We start from the raw sequence: 20,745 nt of genomic DNA, 5'->3' as shown, positions 1-20,745 counted from the left end.
CGACGACCTGACAGGCCACTACTCCCACGGGTCTTACGCACCTATCCGCAACCAGCGGAAACACGCCAATCACACCCGGAAAGACAACAGCTTCTCAGGCCGCCTCCCTGAGGCGCAGCGATACCCCTGAGCGGCAATTAGCTCGATCAAGCGTCACCTAGTGCTGTGACCGGAAACGATCACCGGCATGAGTACTCGGTGCCCAACGCCCGGTCTGTGAACCATGATGAGGAGATGACTGCCACCTCACGTGCTCATTCGTTCAACTCGGCGGCCGTCCAGTACGAGGCGAGCCGCCCGTCGTATCCGCTCGCGCTTTTCGACGCCGTTGAGGAGTTCCTGAGCCGTTCGCTGGTGGGTGTCCGCGTCGCGGACATCGGTGCGGGCACTGGAATTGCGACCAGGCTCCTGTGTGAGCGGGGTGCTGACGTGATCGCCGTCGAGCCCGGTGACGCGATGGCCGTCGAGTTTCGTCGGGTGCTCCCGGATGTGCCGGTCGTCCGGGGTGACGGTAACGCCCTGCCGCTTGCCGATTCCTCGCACGACCTCATCACGTACGCGCAGTCATGGCAGTGGACCGATACCAGCCGTTCCGTCCCGGAGGCGCTGCGTGTTCTGTGCTCGGGTGGCGCGCTGGCAATCTGGTGGAACACCACCGCCTTCGACGTGCCGTGGATCCGTGCCCAGCACGAGCGCATCGCGCACCACTGTGGAGTTCCCGCGCGTTCCGCGATGCGTCCCGACGATAACGAGGCCATCCGGCTTGCGGGGCTGAGTGGATTGCGGGTCACGCGCCGACAGATCCGCTGGCAGCGCAGGGTCTCTCTCGACACACACCTCGCCAATATCAGCAGTCGCTCGGCGTTCCTTGTCCTCGGCCAGGCCGCAAACCGTGCCTTTCTTGCCGAGGAGCGCAGGCGACTGCGGGAGGCTTTCCCTGCTGAGGTGGTGGAAGAGATCTACGTCGTTGATCTGCTGGTAGCCACTTGTCCGTGATGTCTACCTGGCCGTCAGGCTGCTCGGGCGACGGCTCGCCCGCCCCAGCGGATGCCCTTCTCACTACGGATGCGGGCGCGCTCGCGCCGTTGAGCGGCCAGCACGTCGGGATGGCGGGCGTTCTTGTTCCGCCAGCGCAGGTAGCCGTGCAGGGCGCGCGTCTGGACGGCGTAGTTGCGGTGGTTGGAGTTGGCGACGGTGAACTGCCGCAGTGGTCCGAAGTGGGCCTCGATCGGATTGGCCCAGGACGCGTAGGTCGGGGTGAAGCACAGCTTTACCTTGTTCTTCTTCGCCCAGCGGCGGATGTCGGCGCCCTTATGGGCGGACAGGTTGTCCAGGATCACGTAGACCGGGGCGCCGTCGAGCCGGGCGGCGCGGATCGACTTCAGCGCGGCCAGAGTGTTCGCGGCACCCTTCTTGAGGCGGTTGACGCCCCACAGGGTGTCATCGCCGATCGAGTAGCAGCCGTGGAAGTAGCGCACTCTGTGGGTGCGGTGGTAGGTCGCGGGATGCCGCTCGGGCCGGCCTTGCTCGGCCCAGCACGACCCGGCGGTGGGCCGGATGCCGAGCGGCCCGAACTCGTCGAACGCAAATACACGGTCCGGGAAACGCTCCAGCACCTCCTCGATGCGGTCGAGCTTGGCGTCGCGCTCGGGGTCGGGTGACTCCTTCCACGTCTTGGTCCGCTGGAAGGTGACGCCGCGGCGGGCGAGCAGGCACCGTAACGCCTCGCGGCCGATCCGGATGACGCGGCCGTGCACTTTCCGCAGGTAGGCAGCGAGTTTGCGGAGGGACCAGCGGGTGAAGGGCTGACCGAGCTTGGTCGGGCGGGTGGTGGCCGTCTGCACGACGAAGTCCTCGTCGTCAGGGCTGAGCAGGCGGGGACGGCCTCCCGCCCACCGAGGGTTCAGACAGGCCAGGCCCATCTCATTGAACCGGTGGATCACATCCCGGACGGTGTCCTCGTCGGCCTGCATCAACTTCGCGATCACCGGCACCCGGTTCCCGCCGGCCGAGGCCAACAGCATCATCGCCCGCCGGTAGCGCACCGAACTGGTGCTGCCCCGGCGCACGATCTGCTGCAGCTTCCGCCCCTCCTGGTCAGTCAGCCTGCGCACGCGGACAGGCTCAGCCACCCCACACCCCCCCAGCAGTCGCACGGACGTCTCCGGACATCCAACCGCCGGAACCACCAACCCGGCCAACCTTCCCGGTCAGAGCACTAGCCAGAAAAGTCACAGTCGCGTGCGCGACACCAGCGGGCTCGCCAACCAGAAATCAAAGTCGCCAACTACGGGTCAAAGTCACAGTTGTCCGGCCGTGCGAGGCTGCCGCCCGTGAACACCCAAGCCGTAAATCCACACCGAAAAGCTCACAAGTGAGTGAGATAGCCTTAGGTAATGTGTGACTTGAACTCACCCAATGAGTGACTCATGGTGTTCTGAAGGGGAGTTGAGTACCGGGAGGGTGAGTGAGTCAGTCACCACAGGCAGAGCACGCGATGAACGCGAGCGACGCCCGCAGGGACCTTTACGCCTTGGTCAAGCGCGCCGAGGACGACGGGGTCACGACGCTGATCCACAAGCGGGAGGATCGTGTTCTGCTCGCCCCTCTAGACCGGTTCCCGGCAGCGCGGAAAGCCGACGCCTTCCCCTCCTGGGTACTGAGCGCGGCGCAGAAGGAGTTCGGTGACCTGATCTCGCGGGCGGCTCAAGGCCAACCGCAGGTGCTCCGCAGGAACAACACGCCCGTCGCGGTGCTGCTCCCCGTCGACCCCCACGCAAGCACTCCCTCGTCCGACCCGGCCGCACCCTCCGGCGCGGCGCCCGCAGGAGGTGCGGTGAACAGCCAAGGACAGCAGGACCGGGAAAGCGCGCCGCGCAGGCTCGCGACACTGGGCGACGCCATCGGTTCCGTGCTCACCGCCGGCCCCGCCAGCGGCCCGACGTTCGGGCTGCCCGGCCTGGACGCCGCGACCGGCGGTCTGCAGCCGGGCCGGCTGACCCTCGTGGCGGCCGCCCCGAACGTCGGCGGAAGCCTCCTGGGGCTGGCCGCCGCCCGCACGACCGCGCTGGTCGACCACCGCACGGTCCTGTACGCGGCGTCCGGACCCAACCGGGACGACGTCTTCCGCCGCATCCTCTCCGCGGAGACCGGGGGCGACTACCCGCGCCTGAAGCAGGGACGCCTCACCGACTACGAGCAGGACGTCGCCCGCCAGCTGATGCAGGCCGGCGACGTCCTGCTCATCGATGACGGCAGCAACCTGACCGCCGAGGACATCGCGGAGACCGCCCCGCACATGGAGGGCCTGGCCCTCGTGGTCGTGGACCGCCTCCAGGCCGCCCACAGCGCTCGCCTGCCGTTGTCCGGGAACCGGCTCTCCGACGCCTCCCAGATCCTCTCCACCCTCGCGCGCACCCTGCACGTGCCCGTACTCGCAGTCGTCGACAGCGACGACCCCACGCTGCTCGGACTCCTGGACGCCGACGTCCTGCTGACGCTCACCGCCACCACCGACCCCGGCAGGGTCCAAGTCACCGTGGCGGAACGCGACTTCGGCGTGATCGGCTCCGCATCCCTGCGCCCCGACCTGCTGCACGCCCGCTTCGGCGACGCAGAGGCCGCGCCCGCCGCAGGGATCGACCCCGAGGAGTGGAGGCTGCACACCACGCCGGAGGAGCAGGAACTGGCCGACGCCGCGCTCCCCTACACCTCCGGCGCCCGACAGGGACTGCCGTCCGCGCTCACACACCTGGTGGCCGCGCTGCGCACCGCGCTGGCAGCCGGCGAACAGGCGGCGATCGACGAGTTCGCGGCGGCCCTGGCACAGGCTGCTGCCGCGCCGCCGCAGATGCCGGACACCGCCGAGGGCCGTCGTCTCGCGGCCGCGCTGCACGCCTACAACGCGCCTGCCCCCGTCGGCGCCGCCGCGCAGCCTTCTGCCCCGGAATCCGCCCGACCTGCCGCCGCCAGCGGCACCGTCTCGGACGCGGACGACGAGGTCCGGCGGGACGACGATGACGGCCTGGTCCCGGGCGACGAAGAGGAGGAGCCGGAGGGAGCGGTCTTCCCTGCCCTGAAGATCCTCAAGGACGCGGTGAAGCGTTCGAAGATGCACCCGATCCCGGTCATCCGTACCGAGGAACGGGAAGACGGCCCGTGGCCGCTGATCAGCGAGGACATGGACGGCGAGCCTGGCTGGGTCCACCCCGACGTCACGAGCACCCGGGTCGCGCACGTCCGGGACAACGGCAAGCGGGTGCGGCGCGACCAGCTCGATGTGCCCGCCTCTTTCGGTGACGGCGTGCTGTGCCTGATCGACCGCAACGGCAGTTACCCCTCCGCCTGCTCGGCCGTCCCGCTCGCCCCGAACAAGCTCCTGCACACCGGCCCCCTCGACGCGTTCGACAAGACCAAGGCCGGGATCTACCAGATCAGCATCCCGGAATGGGACTACCCGGGCATGCCGCACCCGCTCGGACGGCTCACCGACCGGCCCGACGACCAGGGCCGCGTGTGGGTGACCACCCCGCACATCAAGCAGCTCGAACGCCTGTACCGGGAGGGACACCTCGCCGCGTCCGTGACCATCCACGACTCGTGGACGGGGAAGGCGAACGAGTCGCTGTTCAAACCGTTCTACGCCGCGGCCCGCGAGGCCCGCACCGAGCTCGTCCAGGCCGGCGGCGAGCCGTACAAGAATTACAAGACCCGGCTGTCGATCGCGCTGCGTCTGCTGTGGCCCAAGCGGCAAGAGCAGCGCTCCCCGTTCTGGCGGCCGGACTGGCGCATGAGCATGGTCGCCGAAGCATCCGTCCGCCACTGGACCGTCGCCTTCAAAGCCGTCCAGGAAGGCCACACCCTCATCGCCCTGCGCAACGTCGACGCCGCCATCTTCTGGACACCCCCCGGCACACCGCCCGCCACCTACCGGATCGGGACCGGCTTCGGGGAAGTGAAGGCCAAGTTCATCCCCCGCGGCGAGTTCATCCCCGAAGGTGACGACTGATGGCCGGACCCACAGGCCGCGGCAACTCCCTCGGCGCCGCCCTGGGCGACCTCCTGCGCGCCCAGGTCACCCCCCGCCACCGGCTGTCGACGTACAGTGCCAAGCACTGGCACGCCCAGCTCAGCCAGCTCACCGGGACCAGGCGCGGTTACGAGGCCCTGGAAAGCGCTGGTCTCGACGTCAAACCCGACACCCTGATCAAGTGGCTGTCGGATCCCGAGTACACCGTCCGCCGCAGCTACCGCGACCTCATCCGCACCGCCTACGAGAACGTCGCCATCGTCCCCGCCGACCCCATCCCCGACCACGTCAAGAACGGCCAGTTCGAGATCAGCGGCCTCGTCAAAACCGGCGCCGACGAACGCGAACGCGGCAACCGCCGCGCCGCACCCCTGCGCATCGACGGAAGCCGCGGCGACTGGAGCGACATCGAAGCGCTCTGGCTGGCCGGCGACCTGCGCGACGACGACTTCGAGGACCGCTTCATCGACGACGTCATCGTCGCCGACATCGGCGAAGGAACCGACGGATGGGAATTCAACGGCAGCAGCTACTCCGTTGAACTCAGGTAACACACCAGATGGGAAGCCGCGTATGAGCACCAGCCCTGAAGAGCCCGCGTTACCGCTGATCATCGTGCACGCAGAGGCAGCCGCGAGCGCCCGGCGTCGCGTGTCCGATCTCCTTGAAGCAGCCGGGGCAAGGCCGGGGGAGGTACAGCACCTCCTGGCGGTGATCGAGGCCGGTGCCGTAGAAGGCGCCCATGCCGAAGCCGCCGAGGACACGCAGGTACCCCCCCGGCAGCAGCGACGAGTTCGGCGAGGGCTGGCTCGCTGCCGTCCAGGCGGTGACGAGTGTTGCCCGGCGCTGAAAATGCCGACGAAGCAGGCGTTCGCAGTGCCGATGAAGATTCCGGCGAATCAGGCGGGATCGTCGGCGAGGTGTCGCTTTCGTCGGCGAGGTGTCGCACGGATGTGTAGGGCAGCTCCCGTTGTGGCGGTGATGCTGTGTCCGGCCGCGTCAGTGACTGTCTTTGAACCCTGGGTGGTACGCAGGCGCTGCACTGTCTCGTGCGCTCAGGCGGAAACAGAAGCGAACGGTGCGGCAGTCCACTGCGCCTTGATTACGCGCGCGTCGCCAAGGATCCAGGCTCCGAACGTGCTTCGAGATCGTTGACCGCTTTGTCGTGTAGGGCGCGGGCGTGTTGGATGTCGTCGCGGTGTGCCACAGCCCATTCGTGCAGTGCGGTGATGGGGGTGAGCAGGGTGCGGCCGATGTCGGTGAGTTCGTAGTCCACGCGCGGTGGCACGGTGGGGTAGACGGTGCGGGTGACCAGGCCGTCGCGTTCCAGGGCGCGCAGAGTGAGGGTGAGCATGCGCTGGCTGATGCCGTCGATCTCGCGGTGCAGTTCGTTGAACCGGCGGGTGCGCTGCCCGAGCCGGATGACGATCAGGGTGCTCCACTTGTCGCCGACCCGGTCGAGTACCTCGCGGATCGGGCAGTCCTGGTCGGCGGCGCGCCGGGCAGGCACATCGGTGTGCGTGGCTGACATGAAAGTGCCTCCTTACATCTCTTCCCATAGTTACCAATGATGGGGTTACGCACAAGGAGTAACTATGGAAAGCGAGGCCCGACCATGTCCGCCGAGAACAAGAAGATGGTCGCCCACTTCTACGACCAGCTGTTCAGCCACGGGAACCTGGAGGTGATCGACGAGTTCGTCGGGACCACGTACACCAACCACAACCCGCAGGGGGTCGACGGACCCGAGGGGCTCAAGCGCTTCATCACGTTCTTCCGGAGCACTTTCCCGAACCTGCAGAAGACCACCCACCGCATCCTGGTCGAAGACGACCTGGTGCTGCTGCACAGCGAGTCTGCCCCGGCACCCGGCGCCACCCCCAACGTGGTCGTCGACGTCTTCCGGGTCGAGGACGGCAAGATCGTCGAGCACTGGGACGTCATCCAGCCGGTCCCCGACACCACCGTCGGCGGCCATGACCTGTTCTCCACGCTCAGCAGCCCAGCCGTCAACTCGCCCGCCCCGGACGCCGACGGCGCGGCCAGCAAGAAGGTCGTGACGGCGCTGTTCCACGAGATCGTCGTCGACAAGGACCCGTCCGCGTTCGAGCGCTACGGGCTCGACCCGTTCTACGAGCACAACCCGCAGCACGCCGACGGCGTCGCGGCCGCGAAGGAACTGTTCACCGGGCTGTTCGCCGCGCACCCCGAGGTGAGCATCGACGTCAAGCGGGTCATCGCCGAGGGCGACTACGTCGCCGTCCACCACCACCTCAGGCTCGCCCCGGACGACCGCGGCTTTTCCTGCATCGAGTTCTTCCGCGTCCGCGACGGCAAGATCATCGAGCACTGGGACGCCGTGCAGCCGGTCCCGGAGACCTCCGCCAACGACAACACCATGTTCTGAGTTCCGCGGTAGTCGGCGCCTCGTAGCCGTCCGCCCGGTTCGCTGCGACGGCCTCGACGGCGCTGCGCGACCAGTCGACCAGGACCTCCCCGAGCAGCCAGGCCACAGTGTCCAGTGGTCCTGATCGGCCCGGCGCGGGCGGCGTCCGGTGAAGCATCGGTGTGCGGGCAGGCGGCAACCAGGAATGGCCTCGACGGTTCAGCCGGTCGGGGAGGGCGCGAGCAGGCGGCCACGGGTCAGCAGCGCGATCCGCGGCCACATCTCGCGCGGCCCGTGGCCGAAGCGGCGGTGAGCGGCCACGGCGGCGGCCACCAGCGCCTCGATGGCGTGCGCGAGCGGATCCCCGCGGTCCGCCGTGGGCAGCGCGTCGGGGTCGAGAGCGACGACGGCCTGGACGCCGATCCAGCGCAGCTGCTCGGCGGTGGATCGGGCACGGCGCAGCCAGCCGCGCACGGTGCCCTCCGGGGCGCCGAGTTCGGCGGCGATCTGCCGGTGTCCGTGCCCGCGCACCGCGCTGGCCAGGACCCGGCCCAGGAAGCGCACGGTGTACGCGCGGCGGGGCAGCAGGCCGGCGTCCAGCACCACGTGCGTGCGGCGGCAGCCGGTGCAGCGGGCCCGATCCGGCCGCACCGCGACCAGTCCGCCGCCGAGGTCACGGACCGTCCGGGCCGGGCCTGACCCCAGGGCTTGAGCGCGGCACCGCAGCCCGGGCAGCGCAGCATCCGGCGGGCCAGCGCCTTCCGGGCCGCCGCCGCGTCCGCAACCTCGATCATCGTCCATCCCATCAGGCTCCGGCCCGGCGGCCGCGCAAGGAAAGGGGCACCTCGTGTTGCAGCCTGGCGCTCAACACCCCAGCGCCGCAAGAGCACCAGGCGGCCCCCGGGTCACCGGCACCGCGCCGGCGAGTTGCCCCGGTGCTCCCCGGCTGTACCACGGGCTCCGGGCTTACGGCCTTCTTCATCGGCAAGGTGCCGCCGCCTACGAACCGATCCGCACGCCGACCCAATCGGCACACCCAACGCCCCACCCATGCCCGCGATATCGGCATCTTGAGTGCCACCCAACAGTGACGAGCAGGCTCACCCACATCGCCGACCGCACCGGCCGCCAGGCCCGCGCGACGGCCGCCGCACCGAAATCGCCGCTGGCCGTATCGAGCCCGCCAGCGCGCCGCTCGCCCATGGCGGTCGACGCCGTGGGGGAAGAGCAAGTTCACCGGGTACTCGAGGCAGCCGAGCGGATCGTCGTGTCCCTGACCGGCCACACCGGCTACGACCGCGACCTGTCGCAGGAGATCCTCACGGTCGTCCTGGCGTGCGTCAGTGCCGAGCAGCAGGACGGCTACGTACGGCAGTTGGAGGCCTTCGCCGGGGCCAACCGTGAACGCATCGGGTAGATGTATGGGAAGTACGGGCCGGGCGGGAAGTCCGCGGACGAGAGCCGTTGCTACCTGACCCATCAGCCCGAGAGCGTCGTGGTCTGCGAGCGCCTGGACACCGTCCCGCTGTGGCTCGAAGGGGTGTGGAACGACGAACTCGACGCCGAGCTGACGCTGGAGCGCTTCACCGGGTACTGGCGTTTCGGCCTGGGACCCTCATGACCGGAACCGGCGATCGATCTGCTGACCTGCGTCGACTCGACGGCGCATTCAGGGAGAGGACGTTGCTGTGGCTCAGCTGAAGATCCGGGACATGCACGATCTCCTGCGTCAGGCCCCACGACGACGAGACCTTGAGCAGGAGGGGATCCGGTTTGTCTACGACGGCACCGTCCTGCACATGTCTACGGCCGCCGCCCTGGACACCGTGATCGCCCGCGCTGATACCTGCGGGTTCACCACCGAGCCGTGGGACGTGGCCGCGTACCGCGCCAGCATCACCAGCACGGAGGTGTGGCTGCTGCGCACAGTGAGCACGGCGACCACCTCATCGACGTCTCTCCCTTCTGGGCCAGCGCCCCCGCCGCGATCACGTTCACTGCCGGCGGGCACACAGCGGCGTTCCCGACGATCGCCTGCCCGACGGCACCAGCCGACCCTCGCCCGTAGCGCGATCGTCGGCCGACGGGCGCAATGAGCAGCTCCTCGCCCTCGGAGTCGCCTTCCCCGTCAAGTTCAGCGTGTTGAAGTTTGGGGCCAGGTCGAGTTCGCAGTGTCGGCCGGGGGCACCCAGCCCCTACGGCCCGGCGAGTCATGTCTGACTCGATCGAGTGCATTTCTCCCTTCTGGCGGTATATGCCCTTCTCCGGTGTCCAAAGTGCTGGTGTGCGGAGAGTGAGCGAGGAGGAGGAGATATGTCTGGTTCCTTGGCGGGAGGGCGGCGGCGGTGTGTCGCGGTGCTGGGCGCAGCGCTGTTGGGGGCGGTGATGTCGCTGACAGGGGCGGCCACTGGGGCCGAGCAGTCCGCCCACTCCGGCGTCGGCCTGCAGCAGGACGAATTTCCGCCGGGCTATTTCTTCATCCGAAACTACGAGAGCAATCTGGTGCTCGACATCGCAGATGGCAGCACCGCGCCCGGCGGCCGGGTCATTCTCTGGGACAAGAAGCCCAGTGATAACGACAACCAGCTGTGGAAATATGACGAGGGCTTCCTTGTCAACAAGAAGAGCGGGCTCGTCCTGGAAGTCCCCGGTTACGAAAACGGCGGAAGCATCAACCCGGGAACGACCCTCGTTCAAAACAAAAGGCGGGAACAGCCGAAGAGCCTCAATCAACTCTGGGCGTACAACTATCGCTATTTGATGCCTTACGACCCCAAGGTTGTCGTCAGCGCCGAAGGCGACAACCTCACACGAGGTGCGGCGGTCGCTGTCGATAGGGCAGTGGACTTCCCCAACAATATTAGGCAGCAATGGACTTTCGAATCGCCATAAACGCGAGGATCAGCTCATAGCCGCTCTTGGTCCTACCTTGGATACGAAACCCGCTCAGCGCCCAGTGGCACACGGTAAGCCTGACCGGCGATGACGGCTCACCATCGAGCAGATGGCTGAGCACGTTGATTCGTACCCGCCTGTCCCCGCAGTCCGTACGCCACAGCTCCGCGGGCGCGGGCGACGGTCAGCGGCGGCCGCGCCGGTTCGGCGACGTCGTCCTGGTCCTGGTCGTGCTCGCCCATGACCCCATCGTCCTCCGCGCCAGCGGGCCGGGCCAGGGCGTGGGTGTTTCCTGACAGGTGATCTTGACCGTTTGCCAGGTGAGTTTGATCGCCTGGCTCCGATCACTTTGTCAGACAAGGTCGGGGATTCCCGGGATCGTCCCGTCATCGGGAATGATCAGCTCGTTGGGCGTTTTGCACGTCCAGTCCGAGCATGTGATTCGAGGGAGTGGATATGGCGGAGCGGCAGTCCGGCACCGTGAAGTGGTTCAACGAAGAGAAGGGGTTCGGCTTCATCACCCCCGAGAGCGGTCCGGACCTCTTCGTGCACTTCAAGTCGATCCAGGGGAACGGTTTCAAGAGTCTCAAGGAAGGCCAGAAGGTGACCTTCATCGCGGTGCAGGGCCAGAAGGGTATGCAGGCGGACGAGGTCATCACGGAGGGCTGAGCCCCTGATCAGGGAAGCGTCTGCTGCCGGCCTGGAGCTGAATCGGTTGCCGGGCCGTGCGGCAGCAGATGATGCTGCCGCATGGGTCAAACGTCCGCGGGCAGAAACCAACTGGTCGTCAAACTCTCCTGACAACCGGCCAAGATTCCCTGTCGGAGGTCAGCGGCCTCCGGCTCCCCGCTGCGTCATAGGTGTCCCGTCTTCGTCGATCTGGCCCCGTCTCAAGTGACCTGGTCTGATTCGTTTGTGGCGGCGCAGGTCGCCTTAACGCCCGGGGCGGGCGCCGCTCGCCGCCACCAGTGTGCTGTTCAGCGCACCCTGGAGCGGCCGCCGGAGCTCACCGTGCCGAGCAGGTTGACCGCCGAGCACCTCGCGAAACTGCTGCGTGACCACCGCGAGCGGCTCGGAACCGCGCCCGTACGCTCGAAGCGGATCGGGCGAAGGCAGCTGAGACGGCTGCGACCGTAGCTGACTGCACAGGCGGAGCGTCACGTCGATCCCTCATGCGGTGTACGGCATTTCCGGTCAAAGGACTCTTAGACCGGCTGTCCGCGCGCCCTGCCCTCCGGGAGGTATCAGGTACTAAACGTCTCTTTCTGGATGATTTTAATGATCAGTCAGCTTATTAACTCGTTTGGGCAGGTCTCTCCCTTGCCAAGTACCTGAATGCAACGTCCGCGGCGAAAGGGAACAGGTTCGATATGGCTGACTGGACAAAGATCTCTGGCAGTCTCACGGCGATCTCGGCCGGGTCCAGGACCAACGTGTGGGGTGTGGACTCCGCCCAAGGCATCTTCCGATACACCAACAACGACACCAGCCCGTGGGTGAAGATCCCCGGCGGCTTAAGCGACATCGGCGCGGGCGCCGATGGCACCGTGTGGGGCGTCAACTCCGGGAACGAGGTCTTCCGGTACACCGGGGACCAGGGTTCAACCAACTGGGTCAAGATTTCCGGCAGCCTGGTCCGGATCTCGGTTGGGTCGAGGACCAACGTGTGGGGTGTGGACTCTGCCCAAGGCATCTACCGGTACACCGGTAACGACACCAGCCCGTGGGTGAAGATCCCCGGCGGCCTGAGCGACATCGGCGCGGCGGCCGACGGCACCGTGTGGGGCGTCAACTCCGGGAACGAGGTCTTCCGGTACACCGGGGACCAGGGTTCAACCAACTGGGTCAAGATTTCCGGCAGCCTGGTCCGGATCTCGGTTGGGTCGAGGACCAACGTATGGGGCGTCGACTCCGCCCAAGGCATCTACCGGTACACCGGTAACGACACCAGCCCGTGGGTGAAGATCCCCGGCGGCCTGAGCGACATCGGCGCGGGCGCCGATGGCACCGTATGGGGCGTCAACTCCGGGAACGAGGTCTACCGGTACACCGGAGACCAGCCGAGCTGAGCACTGCCCGGCAACGGCACGCGAGAGGTCCCTGGTCCGTATCGGACTGGGGACCTCTCGTGGCCTGTCACGCAGCCTTCGCGCTGCCGCCGTCGCCACCCTCTTCCAACTGCTTGACGAGTTCGTGGAAGTACGCGATAGGCGCGACGGCCCTCTCAAGATCTACGGTGCCTACCAGACGTGGTTGAACGCCCAAAGCTGGTATCACCCAGATCCGTCGCCGCAGGACCAGTTCGGCTGAGACGGCGACGAGCGTTCTTGCCCGCGAGGCCAGATCAACTGAGAAAACCGCCATCCTGGCGTCTCAACTCATCTGGTCGCCGCAGGTCACAGCCCTGACCACGAACCAGATCATCTGCGACAGGACAACAGGCTCACAGGTCACCTCACAGGAACGCGTCTGCCTGAAAACCCCCTCCTCGCGTCACAGGCAGCACAGGTATATCGGGTCATTTCCGGCCCCTGCCCTCCGGGCTTGTCACAGGCCTCCCGGGGGACCTGTGAGGTTGCCAGGGTGAGGTCAGCTCTGGCCGGACCGGGCGCGGGTGACGCGGCGAGGTCGCCGGGCCCAATGCGGGCGGGTGCATGTAGTGACATGTCGTGCACCCTGCCGGGATCCGGTGATCCGGTATCGCTTGGTCGCGGACGGGCAGCGCGTCATGTCGGTGCGGATGGCCGTCAGGCGGTCCGTGTACTGGTCTGCGATGTCACCCACGGCGAGGTCCATCGCCCGGCAGGGCTCGATTGCCTTGGGCCATGTCCCGGTGAAGTATGCGAGGACCGGGACTGCGCTCATCCCGAGGATGAAATCGAACTCCGCGTCCTCACGGGGTTGGTGAACCTGCTTCGCCATGGAAGCTCCAGACCTCGCGTTCCGTCATTACATCCCCATCTTCCCCCGCGCGGTGCGGCAGGCTGAGTCCGGTCGGTCGTCTCAGCTCCCGGGAGCAGATCGCGATCCAGGACGGCAAAAGGCCGAGTGGCCCCGGATGCGGGGCCGGAACGACGGCACGCACCGGAACGACCGTGACCGTCACCGGAGGCCGCAGCGGCAGCACGACACAGAACGACAAGGACACTGGCATCGGCCAACAGGGAACCCTCTTCATCGTCCCGTACTCCGATTACAGGGCCAGCGTTCCCGCCCGCCGCAAGAAGGCCCAGACCGAGCACCGGCGCCTGTACGACGTTCACTCGGACGCGGCCCGGCAGATGCGCGTCCAGCTGGACGAGCTGGACTTCCTCGACCGCGTCGAGGCAGCGGACCCGATCCTGGAAGATCTGATCAACACGCATCGCACAGAGACGAGCATCGCCGGAGTTCTGCGGGCCGCCGTCCGGACACCGGAGGACCTCGGTCTCACCCAGGAGACGGTGATCTGGCTGGACCGCCAGCTCAAGGCGGTCTAGTGCCCTCGCTCACGAGGTGCCCCGAGTGCGGGGCACACCTTGGCCCCTCCCGCGTACGCGGGAGGGGCCCTGGAACCAGGGCTGGCGCACCGGACTGAGCAGGGACCAGCAGTTCGTGCGACGCGGCGAGTTGGAAGGCGACGTTCTGACTCCGTGCGGGCACATCGTCGAGCTCCAGTACGGGCCCCTGCCCCGCATCGACATCGAACTCCGCGAGCGGGTCTACGGAACGATGGTCTGGCTCTTTGACGCCTGCGACGCCCACCGCAAGGGCCGCCTCCGCCTCGGCCTGGTCCCCGGGCGTCCTCACGTCAACTTCGTTTGGAACCGGCCTCGGGAGACCCTCGAAGCCTGCCGCCGCCCGGTCCACCTCGACCTCGGGGAGTCCGTGCAGACCGACAGCCTGCACGTGGTGCTGCGGATCAACCGGAGCCACCCGAAACAGCCCGGCCGCCTCTCAGGCAGCGGTGTCCTCTACACCGCAGAAGCGTTCCACATCTGGATGGCTCACGGCCTTCCACTCACCCCCTTCATCCCGAAGGCCCCTGAACATGCCGTCGCCTGACTGGCTTTGTTCATGGGGACGGGCAGCGGATGTTGACGAGTTCGGGAGTCACATGAGGGGACCGCAGTAATCGAACTGCTCGCCAGTCGAGAAGCACTGACAGCTCCGACGGGGCGGGGCCCGGCGGGCGGCCGGGCCCCCGGCTGTGAGCGGAGTGGAGGTCTCGCCGTTGCCATTGGCACGTAAGGCGCCGGAGGTCAGTCTCGCTGGCCCCAGTCCAGGCGGTCGGCCAGACCCGCGGCGGTGAAGGCGGCTGCCAGTTCGTCGTGGCCTTCGGTGAAGTGGGCCCAGCTGTCGTAGTGGACGGGGACCACGCGGCGGGCGCCGAGGAGTTGGGCGGCCTCGGCGGCCTGGGCGCTGTTGAGGACGATCAGCTGGTTGTCGAAAAGTGCGGGGAAGCGGGGGGCGCCGGCGAAGAGGAGGGTGGTGTCGATGGGGGCGAAGCGCTCGGCGATCTCCTTGACCGCGTCGAGGGAGGCGTTGTCGCCGCTGACGTAGACGGTCGGCAGGCCCTCTCCGGTCAGGATGAAGCCGACGACCTGCCCGGTGATCGGCTCGACCTCCTCACGCGGGCCGGGGCCGTGGACAGCGGGGACGCCGGTCACGGTGATCGTGCCGCCGTCGGGGCGGTTCAGCTCGATGGACTCCCAGTCGGCCAGGCCCTTGGCCTTCTCCTCCAGGCGCTGTCCGCCGCCGGGGGTGGTGAGGGTGAGCGGGACGTCGGCGAGTAGGGCCCGGCCGGAGGTGTCGAGGTTGTCGGGGTGCTCGTCGTGCGAGAGCAGGACCACGTCGATGGGGCCGAGGTCGGCGGGGGTGCCGCTGGAGGGGGCGGTCTTGGTCAGGAACCGGCCGTCGGGACGGGCGTAGTCGCCCGGGGCGTCGAAGGTCGGATCGGTCAGGAAGCGCAGGCCGCCGTACTCGAAGAGGGCGGTCGGGCCGCCGAAGACGCGGACAGGGAACGGGCTGGTCGTTGCGGGGAGAGAAGACACCAAGCACCTCACGGATGGATATCGTTGAACCGTGAGATGACCGTAGCCGCTTCTCACGGATGCATGCAAGCCGTACCATGAGGAACATGAAGGAGTCCGTGATCGAACAGCCCGGCCTGCCGCCCGCACAGGGCGAGGAAGAGCACCTCTCTCTCGCCCTTGCCAACAGCGCGATCGCGCTGGCCGGCGGGCACACGGTCGATCTTCTGGGCACTCCCGCGCAGGCGAACCACTGGCTGACGGAACGCGGTCTCGCTCCGGTCGACGCCGGCATGCGAGAGATGTGCGCGACACAGCTGCGCTCGCTGCGCGAACAGATCAGGTCGCTGTTCGCCTCCCGCGCCGAAGGGCTGCCCGCCCTCCCCGCCGCGGTCAGGGCCATCAACGACGCGATGACCCGCGTCCCCACCGCCCCGCTGCTGCAGTGGGACGACAAGACCGGCCCCTACCGCGCCACCCCCCACCCCACCACTGCGATCGTGGACCACGCCCTGGCCACTCTCGCCGCTGATGCCTCCAACCTGCTCACGGGCCCCGACGCGGACCGCCTCACCGCCTGCGGCTCTGCACCCTGCAACCGCTACCTGCTCCGCTACGGCCGCCGTCACTGGTGCTCCACCCGCTGCGGCGACCGCGCACGTGCCGCCCGCGCCTACGCCCGCCGTACCACCTCCCAATGACGCTCAGCCACCCAGTGACCACCAGCGCTGAATCGAACAACGCCCAAGCTCGCTGCTGTTCAAAGTGCTGAATATCTGCTGTCCGATCTCGCGAACGAAGCCACCTGACCTCCCGCTCAAGCTGCACCACCTCTTCACACACCACGTAGACACCAGACCCGTCGACTTCGTACGGCCCGACGACACCGATCGCCCGACCTGGGCGGTCTACGAGGACACTCGCTATCTCGGCACCGTCCATGCCCAGTTCGACTCTGGCCACCACTGGCACGTGCAGTCGCTGCGCGAGCAGCACCGCCACCTGGACGATGCCATCCGCGCGCTGCGCCGCCCAGTAACCTGGCGAGCAGATCAGGCACGCGTCCGCCGCTGGGCCCACGGCATCCTTTCCGATCCCCGCCTTGTCGTTCTCGACGTACAGACCACCACGCTCACCGACCCGTGGGCCGTGCAGATCGGCCTGACAGACCGCCACGGCAGTGTGCTCTTCAACGAACCCCTCAACCCGCTCGCTGACATCGCTCCCGCGGCAACAGCGCTGCATGGCATCACCCAGCAGCAAGCCGCGACTGGCTGAGACAGTGCACATGGGCTGACGCCATGCGGTCATACGCCGCATGGAAGGGCCTGTGGTCAGCCCGCCGCCGCTGCTACCGCTATCAGCCCCTGGGCAGCAGCTACGAGGCAGTCACGAACTGCCGACTACTCCTGACCACACTCGAACAGGTCAGATGACAGACTGCCGGCACCTCTATACAGATCAGCGCCTGACCCGGCGTGCGCGGGACGCCCCTCTTCCCGCTTGGTGTCTGTCCCGGGCCTGGGAGCCCGGGACAGACTGGACGGGCAGGCGATGATGAACGACGTCGGCAGTGTCGTTGTCGAGCCGTTCGCTCTGTCCAGGGGGGAGGACACGTACCGATGACCGGTGACAGCTCGCGCCTTCACGTCGTTTCTCCTCGGTGAATGAACGGAGCTGGGCGGACCCGATCCGGGTCCGCCCAGCGGTGACACGAGGTTGCTCTGGGACTCGGCTCCTACTTGTCGAACTCGTGCCAGGACCCGCACTTCGTGGGCTTGTGGCCAGTCTTGTACACGCAGACCCTCATCTTGAAGCGCACCCCCGAGTAGAGAGTCGGGGTCTTCCAGCTGCCCCCGTTGTTCGCCACCTTGTCCGTGACGTCGACGACGAAGTAGCCGTGCTTGGCGGTGCGGACCTGGGTGATCGCGTTGTAGCCGTCCGCCTTGATGTCGTTCGCGTAGACCCTGCCGCTCAGGGAGTTGTAGAAGCCCTCGGCACGCTTGCCTGGGGAGGTCCACCAGCCGGAGCTGTTGGCGGAGGCGGGCGTGGCGGCCAGCCCTGTGACCAGAGCGAGGCTCAGGGTCCCTACGACCGCGCCGGCGCGGACTCGCGGTTTCTTGATCAGCTGTGACATGCGCATTCCCCGTTCGGTTTTCCGGTTCCCAAGAATGTCTTTGCGTTAGGAACCGCGAACGAAGTCAATGGAATCCGGCATGGGTATGTCAACTTTTCCTGCTGATCGAGGGCGTCGACCTGGAGGACCATGGTGGCGCACCAACTCCTCGGCGACGAGGCGCTGCTCTACAGCGCCGGCGGCCGCTGCGGGACGTCCTTCCGGCTCGCCTACGTCAACGCCTACGACGACACGAGTGACGGCGTGGACCAGCCCCACTTCTGACGACGGGGATCACGTTGCCGGCGGCTACGGATCCCGCCCGTAGAACACCGCGCGCAGCCCCAAACGGTGTCCTGTACCGCCGCTTCGCCCTGGCCCTCCAGGCGCTCGTCCATTTGAAAAACTCCTCGACCCCCTGGACGGAATTCGGGGCGTACGCCTCAGCCGGGCAGCATCACGCCCAGTAGCAGGAGGAGCGTCACCGGCAGAAGTGTGATCAACAGTGCCGCTCCACTCGCCAGGATGCGGAACGTTCTGAACGAGCGGCGGTGGGGCAGGGCCCAGGCCACGGCGAACAGGGCGAGGGCCCAGTACAGAACTGCTCCGTATTGGCCCATGCCCGCCTGCGCCCGGATCGCGCGGTACTCCTGGGCGAGGACCGGCAGGCCGAGCGCGGATGCCACCAGGGGGACCCTCCACCAGGTCGGGTGGTCTGCTCGGCGCTGAGGCGCGGCGTTCTGCGTCGTCATGAGAGCCACTTCATCAGCGCCGGCCGCCACGGGCATCGGGACGCGTACTCATGTGCAAGGCGCGTTCGGTCTGAGTAGGGAGTCCATGTCGACGCCCGGACTTCCATACGAGCCCCGCTGACGGAGACGGCCTCCGCATCCAGGGGTCCACGCCTTCCGCCTGCGCCGTGTCCGGCTGGCGGCCGTGCCGCCCTTCGCGGTGGTGATGGGCGCCGTCACCGAGGGCGCAATTTCGGCCGTCCGTTCGGCTGCATGTCTGGGGAGCTGATGGGTGTGGGTAGCTACCAGGCGTGATTGAGGGGGACAGGGTGGCAGAGGGCGAGCGTCAGCTGCGCGAGCAGCATCAGGCCGTGATCAGGGATCTGGGGGATCGGCACACGCGGATCAAGCAGTGCGGCCCGGATGACGCGGTATTTGATGAGCAGTACGACCAGTTGGTGGCTTGTGCGGAGCGTCTGCTGGAGTTCGAGCGGATGCTGCCGGCCCGGCTGGCGCAACCGAAGCGGGAACGTGCCGATCGGGTCGTGAAGTGGTCCTGGCGCGGTCAGACGGTGGTGGCGGTCGCACTGATCGCCGCGGTGCTGGCTCTCGGGCACACCGCTTGGTGGCTTGTGCTGCTCATACCCCATCTCCTCGGCACCCTGATGGGCTGGTCGGTCACGGTAACCGCGGAACGATACAGGGAGCAGCGCGCGATCGTGATCGGCTTGCACGTGCTGTGCTTGCTGGTGGTGCTGGTCGCTCTCGGGGTGATCTCTGCCTGGTGGATTGTCGCCGTCCTGGTCGGGTGGGTCGCCGTGGGTGCGGCCGCAGAAGGCAGCAGCCAGCAAGGGGCGAAGTGATGGAGGACGTTGACCGGCGGATCCGGGACCTCGACAGCCGGCTCGATGACCTGGAGAGTGAACACGAGACCCTGGGACGCAAGTTCGGTTACACCGAGGACCTGGACCACGAGCTGGGCAGTATCCGCAGTGACGTCAGGAGCTGCGAAGGCAAGATCGAGGAACTCGACGGAGAACTCAGCGATCGCGTCAGCGACACCGAGCGGACCATCAACCGCCTCGTGGAGCAAGTGCGGCTCCTGGAGGGCCAGCTCCTGGCGTCCGGCGGCGTCCAGCTCGCGGATCTGGACACCTTCAGCAAGGACCAGCGCGCTCTCGCCCGCAGCGGGGAACGCGGCCGGCAGGCCCGCAGCACCCTGCTCAGCGACCACGACCGCACCACTTTCCAGATCCGGCTGCGCCATCGCCGCGACACCGCCGGAGAGCTCCGAGCGCACCGCACCACCGTCGTTGACGCGGTAGGCACGCTGCTCGCCACGCGGTACGGCTCCCGTTCCCGCGCCGAGGCCGCCGACAAGCTCGGGCAGGCACTAGTGGGGGAGCGGGGGCTACGCCAGGGCCTCGACCGGCAGTCGAGGCTTGCTGAGGAAGCCGAAAGTGCTCTGGCAGTTGATGCCACGACACGGGCCGAGAAGCAGTCGGTGATCGCCGCGGGGGCGAAGGCCGAGCAGCGGCTCACGCTGGGCCTGCGTAGCCGTCTTGCTGACGCGGTTCGCGAGCGGGCCCTGCTGCCGGCCTGGTTCGTCACCGTTCTGGGATCGGCACCGCCAGCCAGGTCCACACAGAAGTGGCTGGAGACCGCCACCGAGGTTCTGCTGTATCGCCTCACCTACGACATCACCGACCAAGTCGTCGCGCTCGGCGAGAAACCGTCGGACACCGCACAGCGCCGACGAGCCTGGTACGAAAAGCTACGCAAGGACCTACAACGCTGGTAACAACGACCCGGCCATCCGCCAGATCGAGATTGTCGGCGGTCTATGACCGGTAGAGCGGGGTCTGCGGATCAGCTCCCTGACGGCAGGTGCGTCTCGCGTCGGTCGTGGCGGGTGCATGCCCGTCTCGGTGAACAAGCGACCCTGCTCGACTGCGATTCTGGAAATCGGGCGGGCCCTGATAGGTGGTTCAGACACGGATTTCGTGAAGTGGATCGTGGGGCCGTGCTCCGGTGACGCGCTCCGCCACATGAGCGTTCATCCTGCGGGTGTGTGAGACCTCGCTGGAGATGGTGTTCCCGCACCTGGTGACGGTGTCGGTGGAGCACGTGGTGGTGGAGAGCGGCGTGCTGCGGATCTGGGCGAGCACGAAGGATGGGACAGTGGCCGTCTGTCCGGGGTGCGGGGCGTGGTCGACGCGCGTGCACAGCCGCTACGGGCGCAGGATCGCCGACGCGCCGGTCGGCGCCCGGCCGGTGTTCATCGAGTTGTCGGTGCGAGCGCCTGCGCGCGTGTGACGTTCGCCGAGCAGGTCGACGGGCTGACCAGCCGCTACGGTCGGCGAACGCCCGTCCCGCAGGGGGTGATCGGCGCGCTCGGTGTCGTCTTGGCCGCCCGCGCTGTGGCCCGGCTGGCGCTGCTGCTGGGCTTCGTGGTCAGCCGGATGACCGTGCTGCGCGTGGTGATGGCGCTGCCGGAGCCGGTCTGGGCGGTGCCGCGGGTGCTTGGTGTGGACCCGCCTGGCACTATCCGGGGTCCAACGGCGGCTGCGTGATCA

At 67.5% G+C, this 20,745-nt stretch carries 27 protein-coding genes; 19 read left to right on the top strand and 8 right to left on the bottom strand.

Annotated features, from left to right (window positions below; all coding sequences use genetic code 11):
• Window positions 1-234 precede the first annotated feature (234 nt).
• On the top strand, window positions 235-996 hold the full coding sequence (locus ACFZDJ_RS29670) for a methyltransferase domain-containing protein (protein WP_390937747.1): 762 nt from the start codon (window positions 235-237) through the stop codon (window positions 994-996).
• Window positions 997-1,010: 14 nt separating this feature from the next.
• On the opposite strand, the gene ACFZDJ_RS29665 is transcribed toward ACFZDJ_RS29670, so the two are convergent.
• A complete protein-coding gene (locus ACFZDJ_RS29665) occupies window positions 1,011-2,132 on the bottom strand; it encodes an IS630 family transposase (protein WP_391063344.1) in 1,122 nt (373 codons plus the stop codon).
• A gap of 365 nt (window positions 2,133-2,497) precedes the next feature.
• Here ACFZDJ_RS29665 and ACFZDJ_RS29660 point away from each other — a divergent pair, with 365 nt between their 5' ends.
• Window positions 2,498-5,008 (top strand): type II toxin-antitoxin system prevent-host-death family antitoxin, encoded by a 2,511-nt coding sequence (locus ACFZDJ_RS29660; protein WP_391063399.1) that lies wholly within the window; start codon window positions 2,498-2,500, stop codon window positions 5,006-5,008.
• The gene (locus ACFZDJ_RS29655) at window positions 5,008-5,580 is read left to right on the top strand and encodes a hypothetical protein (protein ID WP_391063342.1); all 573 of its coding nucleotides are present in this window, start codon (window positions 5,008-5,010) and stop codon (window positions 5,578-5,580) included. Before ACFZDJ_RS29660 ends, ACFZDJ_RS29655 begins: the two co-directional genes overlap by 1 nt.
• Before the next feature lie 551 nt (window positions 5,581-6,131).
• Here the strand turns inward: ACFZDJ_RS29655 and ACFZDJ_RS29650 are convergent.
• The gene (locus tag ACFZDJ_RS29650; protein WP_391063339.1) at window positions 6,132-6,560 is read right to left on the bottom strand and encodes a winged helix-turn-helix transcriptional regulator; all 429 of its coding nucleotides are present in this window, start codon (window positions 6,558-6,560) and stop codon (window positions 6,132-6,134) included.
• Window positions 6,561-6,644: 84 nt separating this feature from the next.
• Between ACFZDJ_RS29650 and ACFZDJ_RS29645 the strand changes: the two genes are divergently transcribed.
• On the top strand, window positions 6,645-7,436 hold the full coding sequence (locus ACFZDJ_RS29645; protein WP_390937757.1) for a nuclear transport factor 2 family protein: 792 nt from the start codon (window positions 6,645-6,647) through the stop codon (window positions 7,434-7,436).
• Between the two features lie 198 nt (window positions 7,437-7,634).
• Here the strand turns inward: ACFZDJ_RS29645 and ACFZDJ_RS29640 are convergent, their stop codons facing one another.
• Window positions 7,635-8,216 (bottom strand): DUF6431 domain-containing protein, encoded by a 582-nt coding sequence (locus tag ACFZDJ_RS29640; protein WP_391063336.1) that lies wholly within the window; start codon window positions 8,214-8,216, stop codon window positions 7,635-7,637.
• 286 nt (window positions 8,217-8,502) lie between these two features.
• On the opposite strand from ACFZDJ_RS29640, the gene ACFZDJ_RS29635 reads away from it, so the two are divergent.
• Both ACFZDJ_RS29635 and ACFZDJ_RS29630 read left to right on the top strand, forming a co-directional pair.
• Entirely contained in the window at window positions 8,503-8,832 is a 330-nt protein-coding gene (locus ACFZDJ_RS29635; RefSeq protein WP_390937761.1) for a hypothetical protein, read from the top strand.
• On the top strand, window positions 8,833-9,036 hold the full coding sequence (locus tag ACFZDJ_RS29630) for a hypothetical protein (RefSeq protein ID WP_390937763.1): 204 nt from the start codon (window positions 8,833-8,835) through the stop codon (window positions 9,034-9,036).
• Window positions 9,037-9,192: 156 nt separating this feature from the next.
• On the opposite strand, the gene ACFZDJ_RS29625 is transcribed toward ACFZDJ_RS29630, so the two are convergent.
• Entirely contained in the window at window positions 9,193-9,351 is a 159-nt protein-coding gene (locus tag ACFZDJ_RS29625; protein WP_391063333.1) for a hypothetical protein, read from the bottom strand.
• Between the two features lie 377 nt (window positions 9,352-9,728).
• On the opposite strand from ACFZDJ_RS29625, the gene ACFZDJ_RS29620 reads away from it, so the two are divergent.
• The 4 genes from ACFZDJ_RS29620 (at window position 9,729) to ACFZDJ_RS29605 (ending at window position 12,379) form a co-directional block, all read left to right on the top strand.
• Window positions 9,729-10,307: an RICIN domain-containing protein gene (locus ACFZDJ_RS29620; RefSeq protein WP_391063330.1), complete on the top strand. Its 579-nt coding sequence runs from the start codon at window positions 9,729-9,731 to the stop codon at window positions 10,305-10,307.
• A 125-nt stretch (window positions 10,308-10,432) separates the two neighbouring features.
• Window positions 10,433-10,606, top strand: a complete 174-nt coding sequence (locus ACFZDJ_RS29615; RefSeq protein WP_391063327.1) for a hypothetical protein — start codon at window positions 10,433-10,435, stop codon at window positions 10,604-10,606.
• A gap of 160 nt (window positions 10,607-10,766) precedes the next feature.
• A complete protein-coding gene (locus tag ACFZDJ_RS29610; RefSeq protein ID WP_095857332.1) occupies window positions 10,767-10,979 on the top strand; it encodes a cold-shock protein in 213 nt (70 codons plus the stop codon).
• A 701-nt stretch (window positions 10,980-11,680) separates the two neighbouring features.
• Complete coding sequence (locus tag ACFZDJ_RS29605; protein WP_391063324.1) at window positions 11,681-12,379, top strand: tectonin domain-containing protein; 699 nt, start codon at window positions 11,681-11,683, stop codon at window positions 12,377-12,379.
• Window positions 12,380-12,899: 520 nt separating this feature from the next.
• Here the strand turns inward: ACFZDJ_RS29605 and ACFZDJ_RS29600 are convergent.
• A complete protein-coding gene (locus tag ACFZDJ_RS29600; protein WP_391063321.1) occupies window positions 12,900-13,232 on the bottom strand; it encodes a thioredoxin in 333 nt (110 codons plus the stop codon).
• 173 nt (window positions 13,233-13,405) lie between these two features.
• Between ACFZDJ_RS29600 and ACFZDJ_RS29595 the strand changes: the two genes are divergently transcribed.
• A complete protein-coding gene (locus ACFZDJ_RS29595; protein WP_391063318.1) occupies window positions 13,406-13,789 on the top strand; it encodes a hypothetical protein in 384 nt (127 codons plus the stop codon).
• A 25-nt stretch (window positions 13,790-13,814) separates the two neighbouring features.
• On the top strand, window positions 13,815-14,354 hold the full coding sequence (locus ACFZDJ_RS29590; RefSeq protein WP_391063315.1) for a hypothetical protein: 540 nt from the start codon (window positions 13,815-13,817) through the stop codon (window positions 14,352-14,354).
• A 197-nt stretch (window positions 14,355-14,551) separates the two neighbouring features.
• Here ACFZDJ_RS29590 and ACFZDJ_RS29585 read toward each other — a convergent pair whose 3' ends face one another.
• The gene (locus tag ACFZDJ_RS29585; RefSeq protein WP_390937780.1) at window positions 14,552-15,343 is read right to left on the bottom strand and encodes an MBL fold metallo-hydrolase; all 792 of its coding nucleotides are present in this window, start codon (window positions 15,341-15,343) and stop codon (window positions 14,552-14,554) included.
• 86 nt (window positions 15,344-15,429) lie between these two features.
• Here ACFZDJ_RS29585 and ACFZDJ_RS29580 point away from each other — a divergent pair, with 86 nt between their 5' ends.
• Window positions 15,430-16,023 carry a CGNR zinc finger domain-containing protein gene (locus ACFZDJ_RS29580; protein WP_382192493.1) on the top strand — a complete coding sequence of 198 codons (594 nt, stop codon included), beginning with the start codon at window positions 15,430-15,432 and terminating at the stop codon, window positions 16,021-16,023.
• Between the two features lie 64 nt (window positions 16,024-16,087).
• The gene (locus tag ACFZDJ_RS29575) at window positions 16,088-16,600 is read left to right on the top strand and encodes a hypothetical protein (protein WP_390937784.1); all 513 of its coding nucleotides are present in this window, start codon (window positions 16,088-16,090) and stop codon (window positions 16,598-16,600) included.
• 460 nt (window positions 16,601-17,060) lie between these two features.
• On the opposite strand, the gene ACFZDJ_RS29570 is transcribed toward ACFZDJ_RS29575, so the two are convergent.
• The gene (locus tag ACFZDJ_RS29570; protein ID WP_391063313.1) at window positions 17,061-17,459 is read right to left on the bottom strand and encodes a hypothetical protein; all 399 of its coding nucleotides are present in this window, start codon (window positions 17,457-17,459) and stop codon (window positions 17,061-17,063) included.
• A 129-nt stretch (window positions 17,460-17,588) separates the two neighbouring features.
• On the opposite strand from ACFZDJ_RS29570, the gene ACFZDJ_RS29565 reads away from it, so the two are divergent.
• Window positions 17,589-17,723, top strand: a complete 135-nt coding sequence (locus ACFZDJ_RS29565; protein WP_391063310.1) for a hypothetical protein — start codon at window positions 17,589-17,591, stop codon at window positions 17,721-17,723.
• Between the two features lie 158 nt (window positions 17,724-17,881).
• Here ACFZDJ_RS29565 and ACFZDJ_RS29560 read toward each other — a convergent pair whose 3' ends face one another.
• Window positions 17,882-18,190 (bottom strand): hypothetical protein, encoded by a 309-nt coding sequence (locus tag ACFZDJ_RS29560; RefSeq protein ID WP_391063307.1) that lies wholly within the window; start codon window positions 18,188-18,190, stop codon window positions 17,882-17,884.
• Between the two features lie 308 nt (window positions 18,191-18,498).
• On the opposite strand from ACFZDJ_RS29560, the gene ACFZDJ_RS29555 reads away from it, so the two are divergent.
• From ACFZDJ_RS29555 to ACFZDJ_RS29540, 4 genes are all read left to right on the top strand, one after another.
• The gene (locus tag ACFZDJ_RS29555) at window positions 18,499-19,032 is read left to right on the top strand and encodes a hypothetical protein (RefSeq protein WP_391063305.1); all 534 of its coding nucleotides are present in this window, start codon (window positions 18,499-18,501) and stop codon (window positions 19,030-19,032) included.
• Window positions 19,032-19,970, top strand: coding sequence for a hypothetical protein (locus ACFZDJ_RS29550; RefSeq protein ID WP_391063303.1), 939 nt, complete (start codon window positions 19,032-19,034; stop codon window positions 19,968-19,970). The genes ACFZDJ_RS29555 and ACFZDJ_RS29550 overlap by 1 nt, the downstream gene beginning before the upstream one ends.
• 266 nt (window positions 19,971-20,236) lie before the next feature.
• On the top strand, window positions 20,237-20,485 hold the full coding sequence (locus tag ACFZDJ_RS29545; protein WP_390937794.1) for a transposase family protein: 249 nt from the start codon (window positions 20,237-20,239) through the stop codon (window positions 20,483-20,485).
• Window positions 20,482-20,742, top strand: coding sequence for a hypothetical protein (locus ACFZDJ_RS29540; protein ID WP_390937796.1), 261 nt, complete (start codon window positions 20,482-20,484; stop codon window positions 20,740-20,742). Before ACFZDJ_RS29545 ends, ACFZDJ_RS29540 begins: the two co-directional genes overlap by 4 nt.
• The last annotated feature ends 3 nt before the right edge of the window (window positions 20,743-20,745 follow it).

Source organism: Streptomyces sp. NPDC007896, assembly GCF_042959425.1.
Taxonomy (GTDB): Bacteria; Actinomycetota; Actinomycetes; order Streptomycetales; family Streptomycetaceae; genus Streptomyces.
This window is presented reverse-complemented; position numbering and strand designations above follow the sequence as displayed.

Excerpts from the sequence above, each read along its gene's own strand:
- ACFZDJ_RS29670 (WP_390937747.1), top strand. The coding sequence starts at position 235 with ATGACTGCCACCTCACGTGCTCATTCGTTCAACTCGGCGGCCGTCCAG.
- ACFZDJ_RS29560 (WP_391063307.1), bottom strand. The coding sequence starts at position 18,190 with ATGACGACGCAGAACGCCGCGCCTCAGCGCCGAGCAGACCACCCGACC.
- ACFZDJ_RS29630 (WP_390937763.1), top strand. The coding sequence starts at position 8,833 with ATGTATGGGAAGTACGGGCCGGGCGGGAAGTCCGCGGACGAGAGCCGT.
- ACFZDJ_RS29660 (WP_391063399.1), top strand. The coding sequence starts at position 2,498 with ATGAACGCGAGCGACGCCCGCAGGGACCTTTACGCCTTGGTCAAGCGC.
- ACFZDJ_RS29620 (WP_391063330.1), top strand. The coding sequence starts at position 9,729 with ATGTCTGGTTCCTTGGCGGGAGGGCGGCGGCGGTGTGTCGCGGTGCTG.
- ACFZDJ_RS29580 (WP_382192493.1), top strand. The coding sequence starts at position 15,430 with ATGAAGGAGTCCGTGATCGAACAGCCCGGCCTGCCGCCCGCACAGGGC.
- ACFZDJ_RS29600 (WP_391063321.1), bottom strand. The coding sequence starts at position 13,232 with ATGGCGAAGCAGGTTCACCAACCCCGTGAGGACGCGGAGTTCGATTTC.
- ACFZDJ_RS29550 (WP_391063303.1), top strand. The coding sequence starts at position 19,032 with ATGGAGGACGTTGACCGGCGGATCCGGGACCTCGACAGCCGGCTCGAT.
- ACFZDJ_RS29605 (WP_391063324.1), top strand. The coding sequence starts at position 11,681 with ATGGCTGACTGGACAAAGATCTCTGGCAGTCTCACGGCGATCTCGGCC.
- ACFZDJ_RS29655 (WP_391063342.1), top strand. The coding sequence starts at position 5,008 with ATGGCCGGACCCACAGGCCGCGGCAACTCCCTCGGCGCCGCCCTGGGC.
- ACFZDJ_RS29570 (WP_391063313.1), bottom strand. The coding sequence starts at position 17,459 with ATGTCACAGCTGATCAAGAAACCGCGAGTCCGCGCCGGCGCGGTCGTA.
- ACFZDJ_RS29610 (WP_095857332.1), top strand. The coding sequence starts at position 10,767 with ATGGCGGAGCGGCAGTCCGGCACCGTGAAGTGGTTCAACGAAGAGAAG.
- ACFZDJ_RS29565 (WP_391063310.1), top strand. The coding sequence starts at position 17,589 with ATGGTGGCGCACCAACTCCTCGGCGACGAGGCGCTGCTCTACAGCGCC.
- ACFZDJ_RS29640 (WP_391063336.1), bottom strand. The coding sequence starts at position 8,216 with ATGGACGATGATCGAGGTTGCGGACGCGGCGGCGGCCCGGAAGGCGCT.
- ACFZDJ_RS29645 (WP_390937757.1), top strand. The coding sequence starts at position 6,645 with ATGTCCGCCGAGAACAAGAAGATGGTCGCCCACTTCTACGACCAGCTG.
- ACFZDJ_RS29650 (WP_391063339.1), bottom strand. The coding sequence starts at position 6,560 with ATGTCAGCCACGCACACCGATGTGCCTGCCCGGCGCGCCGCCGACCAG.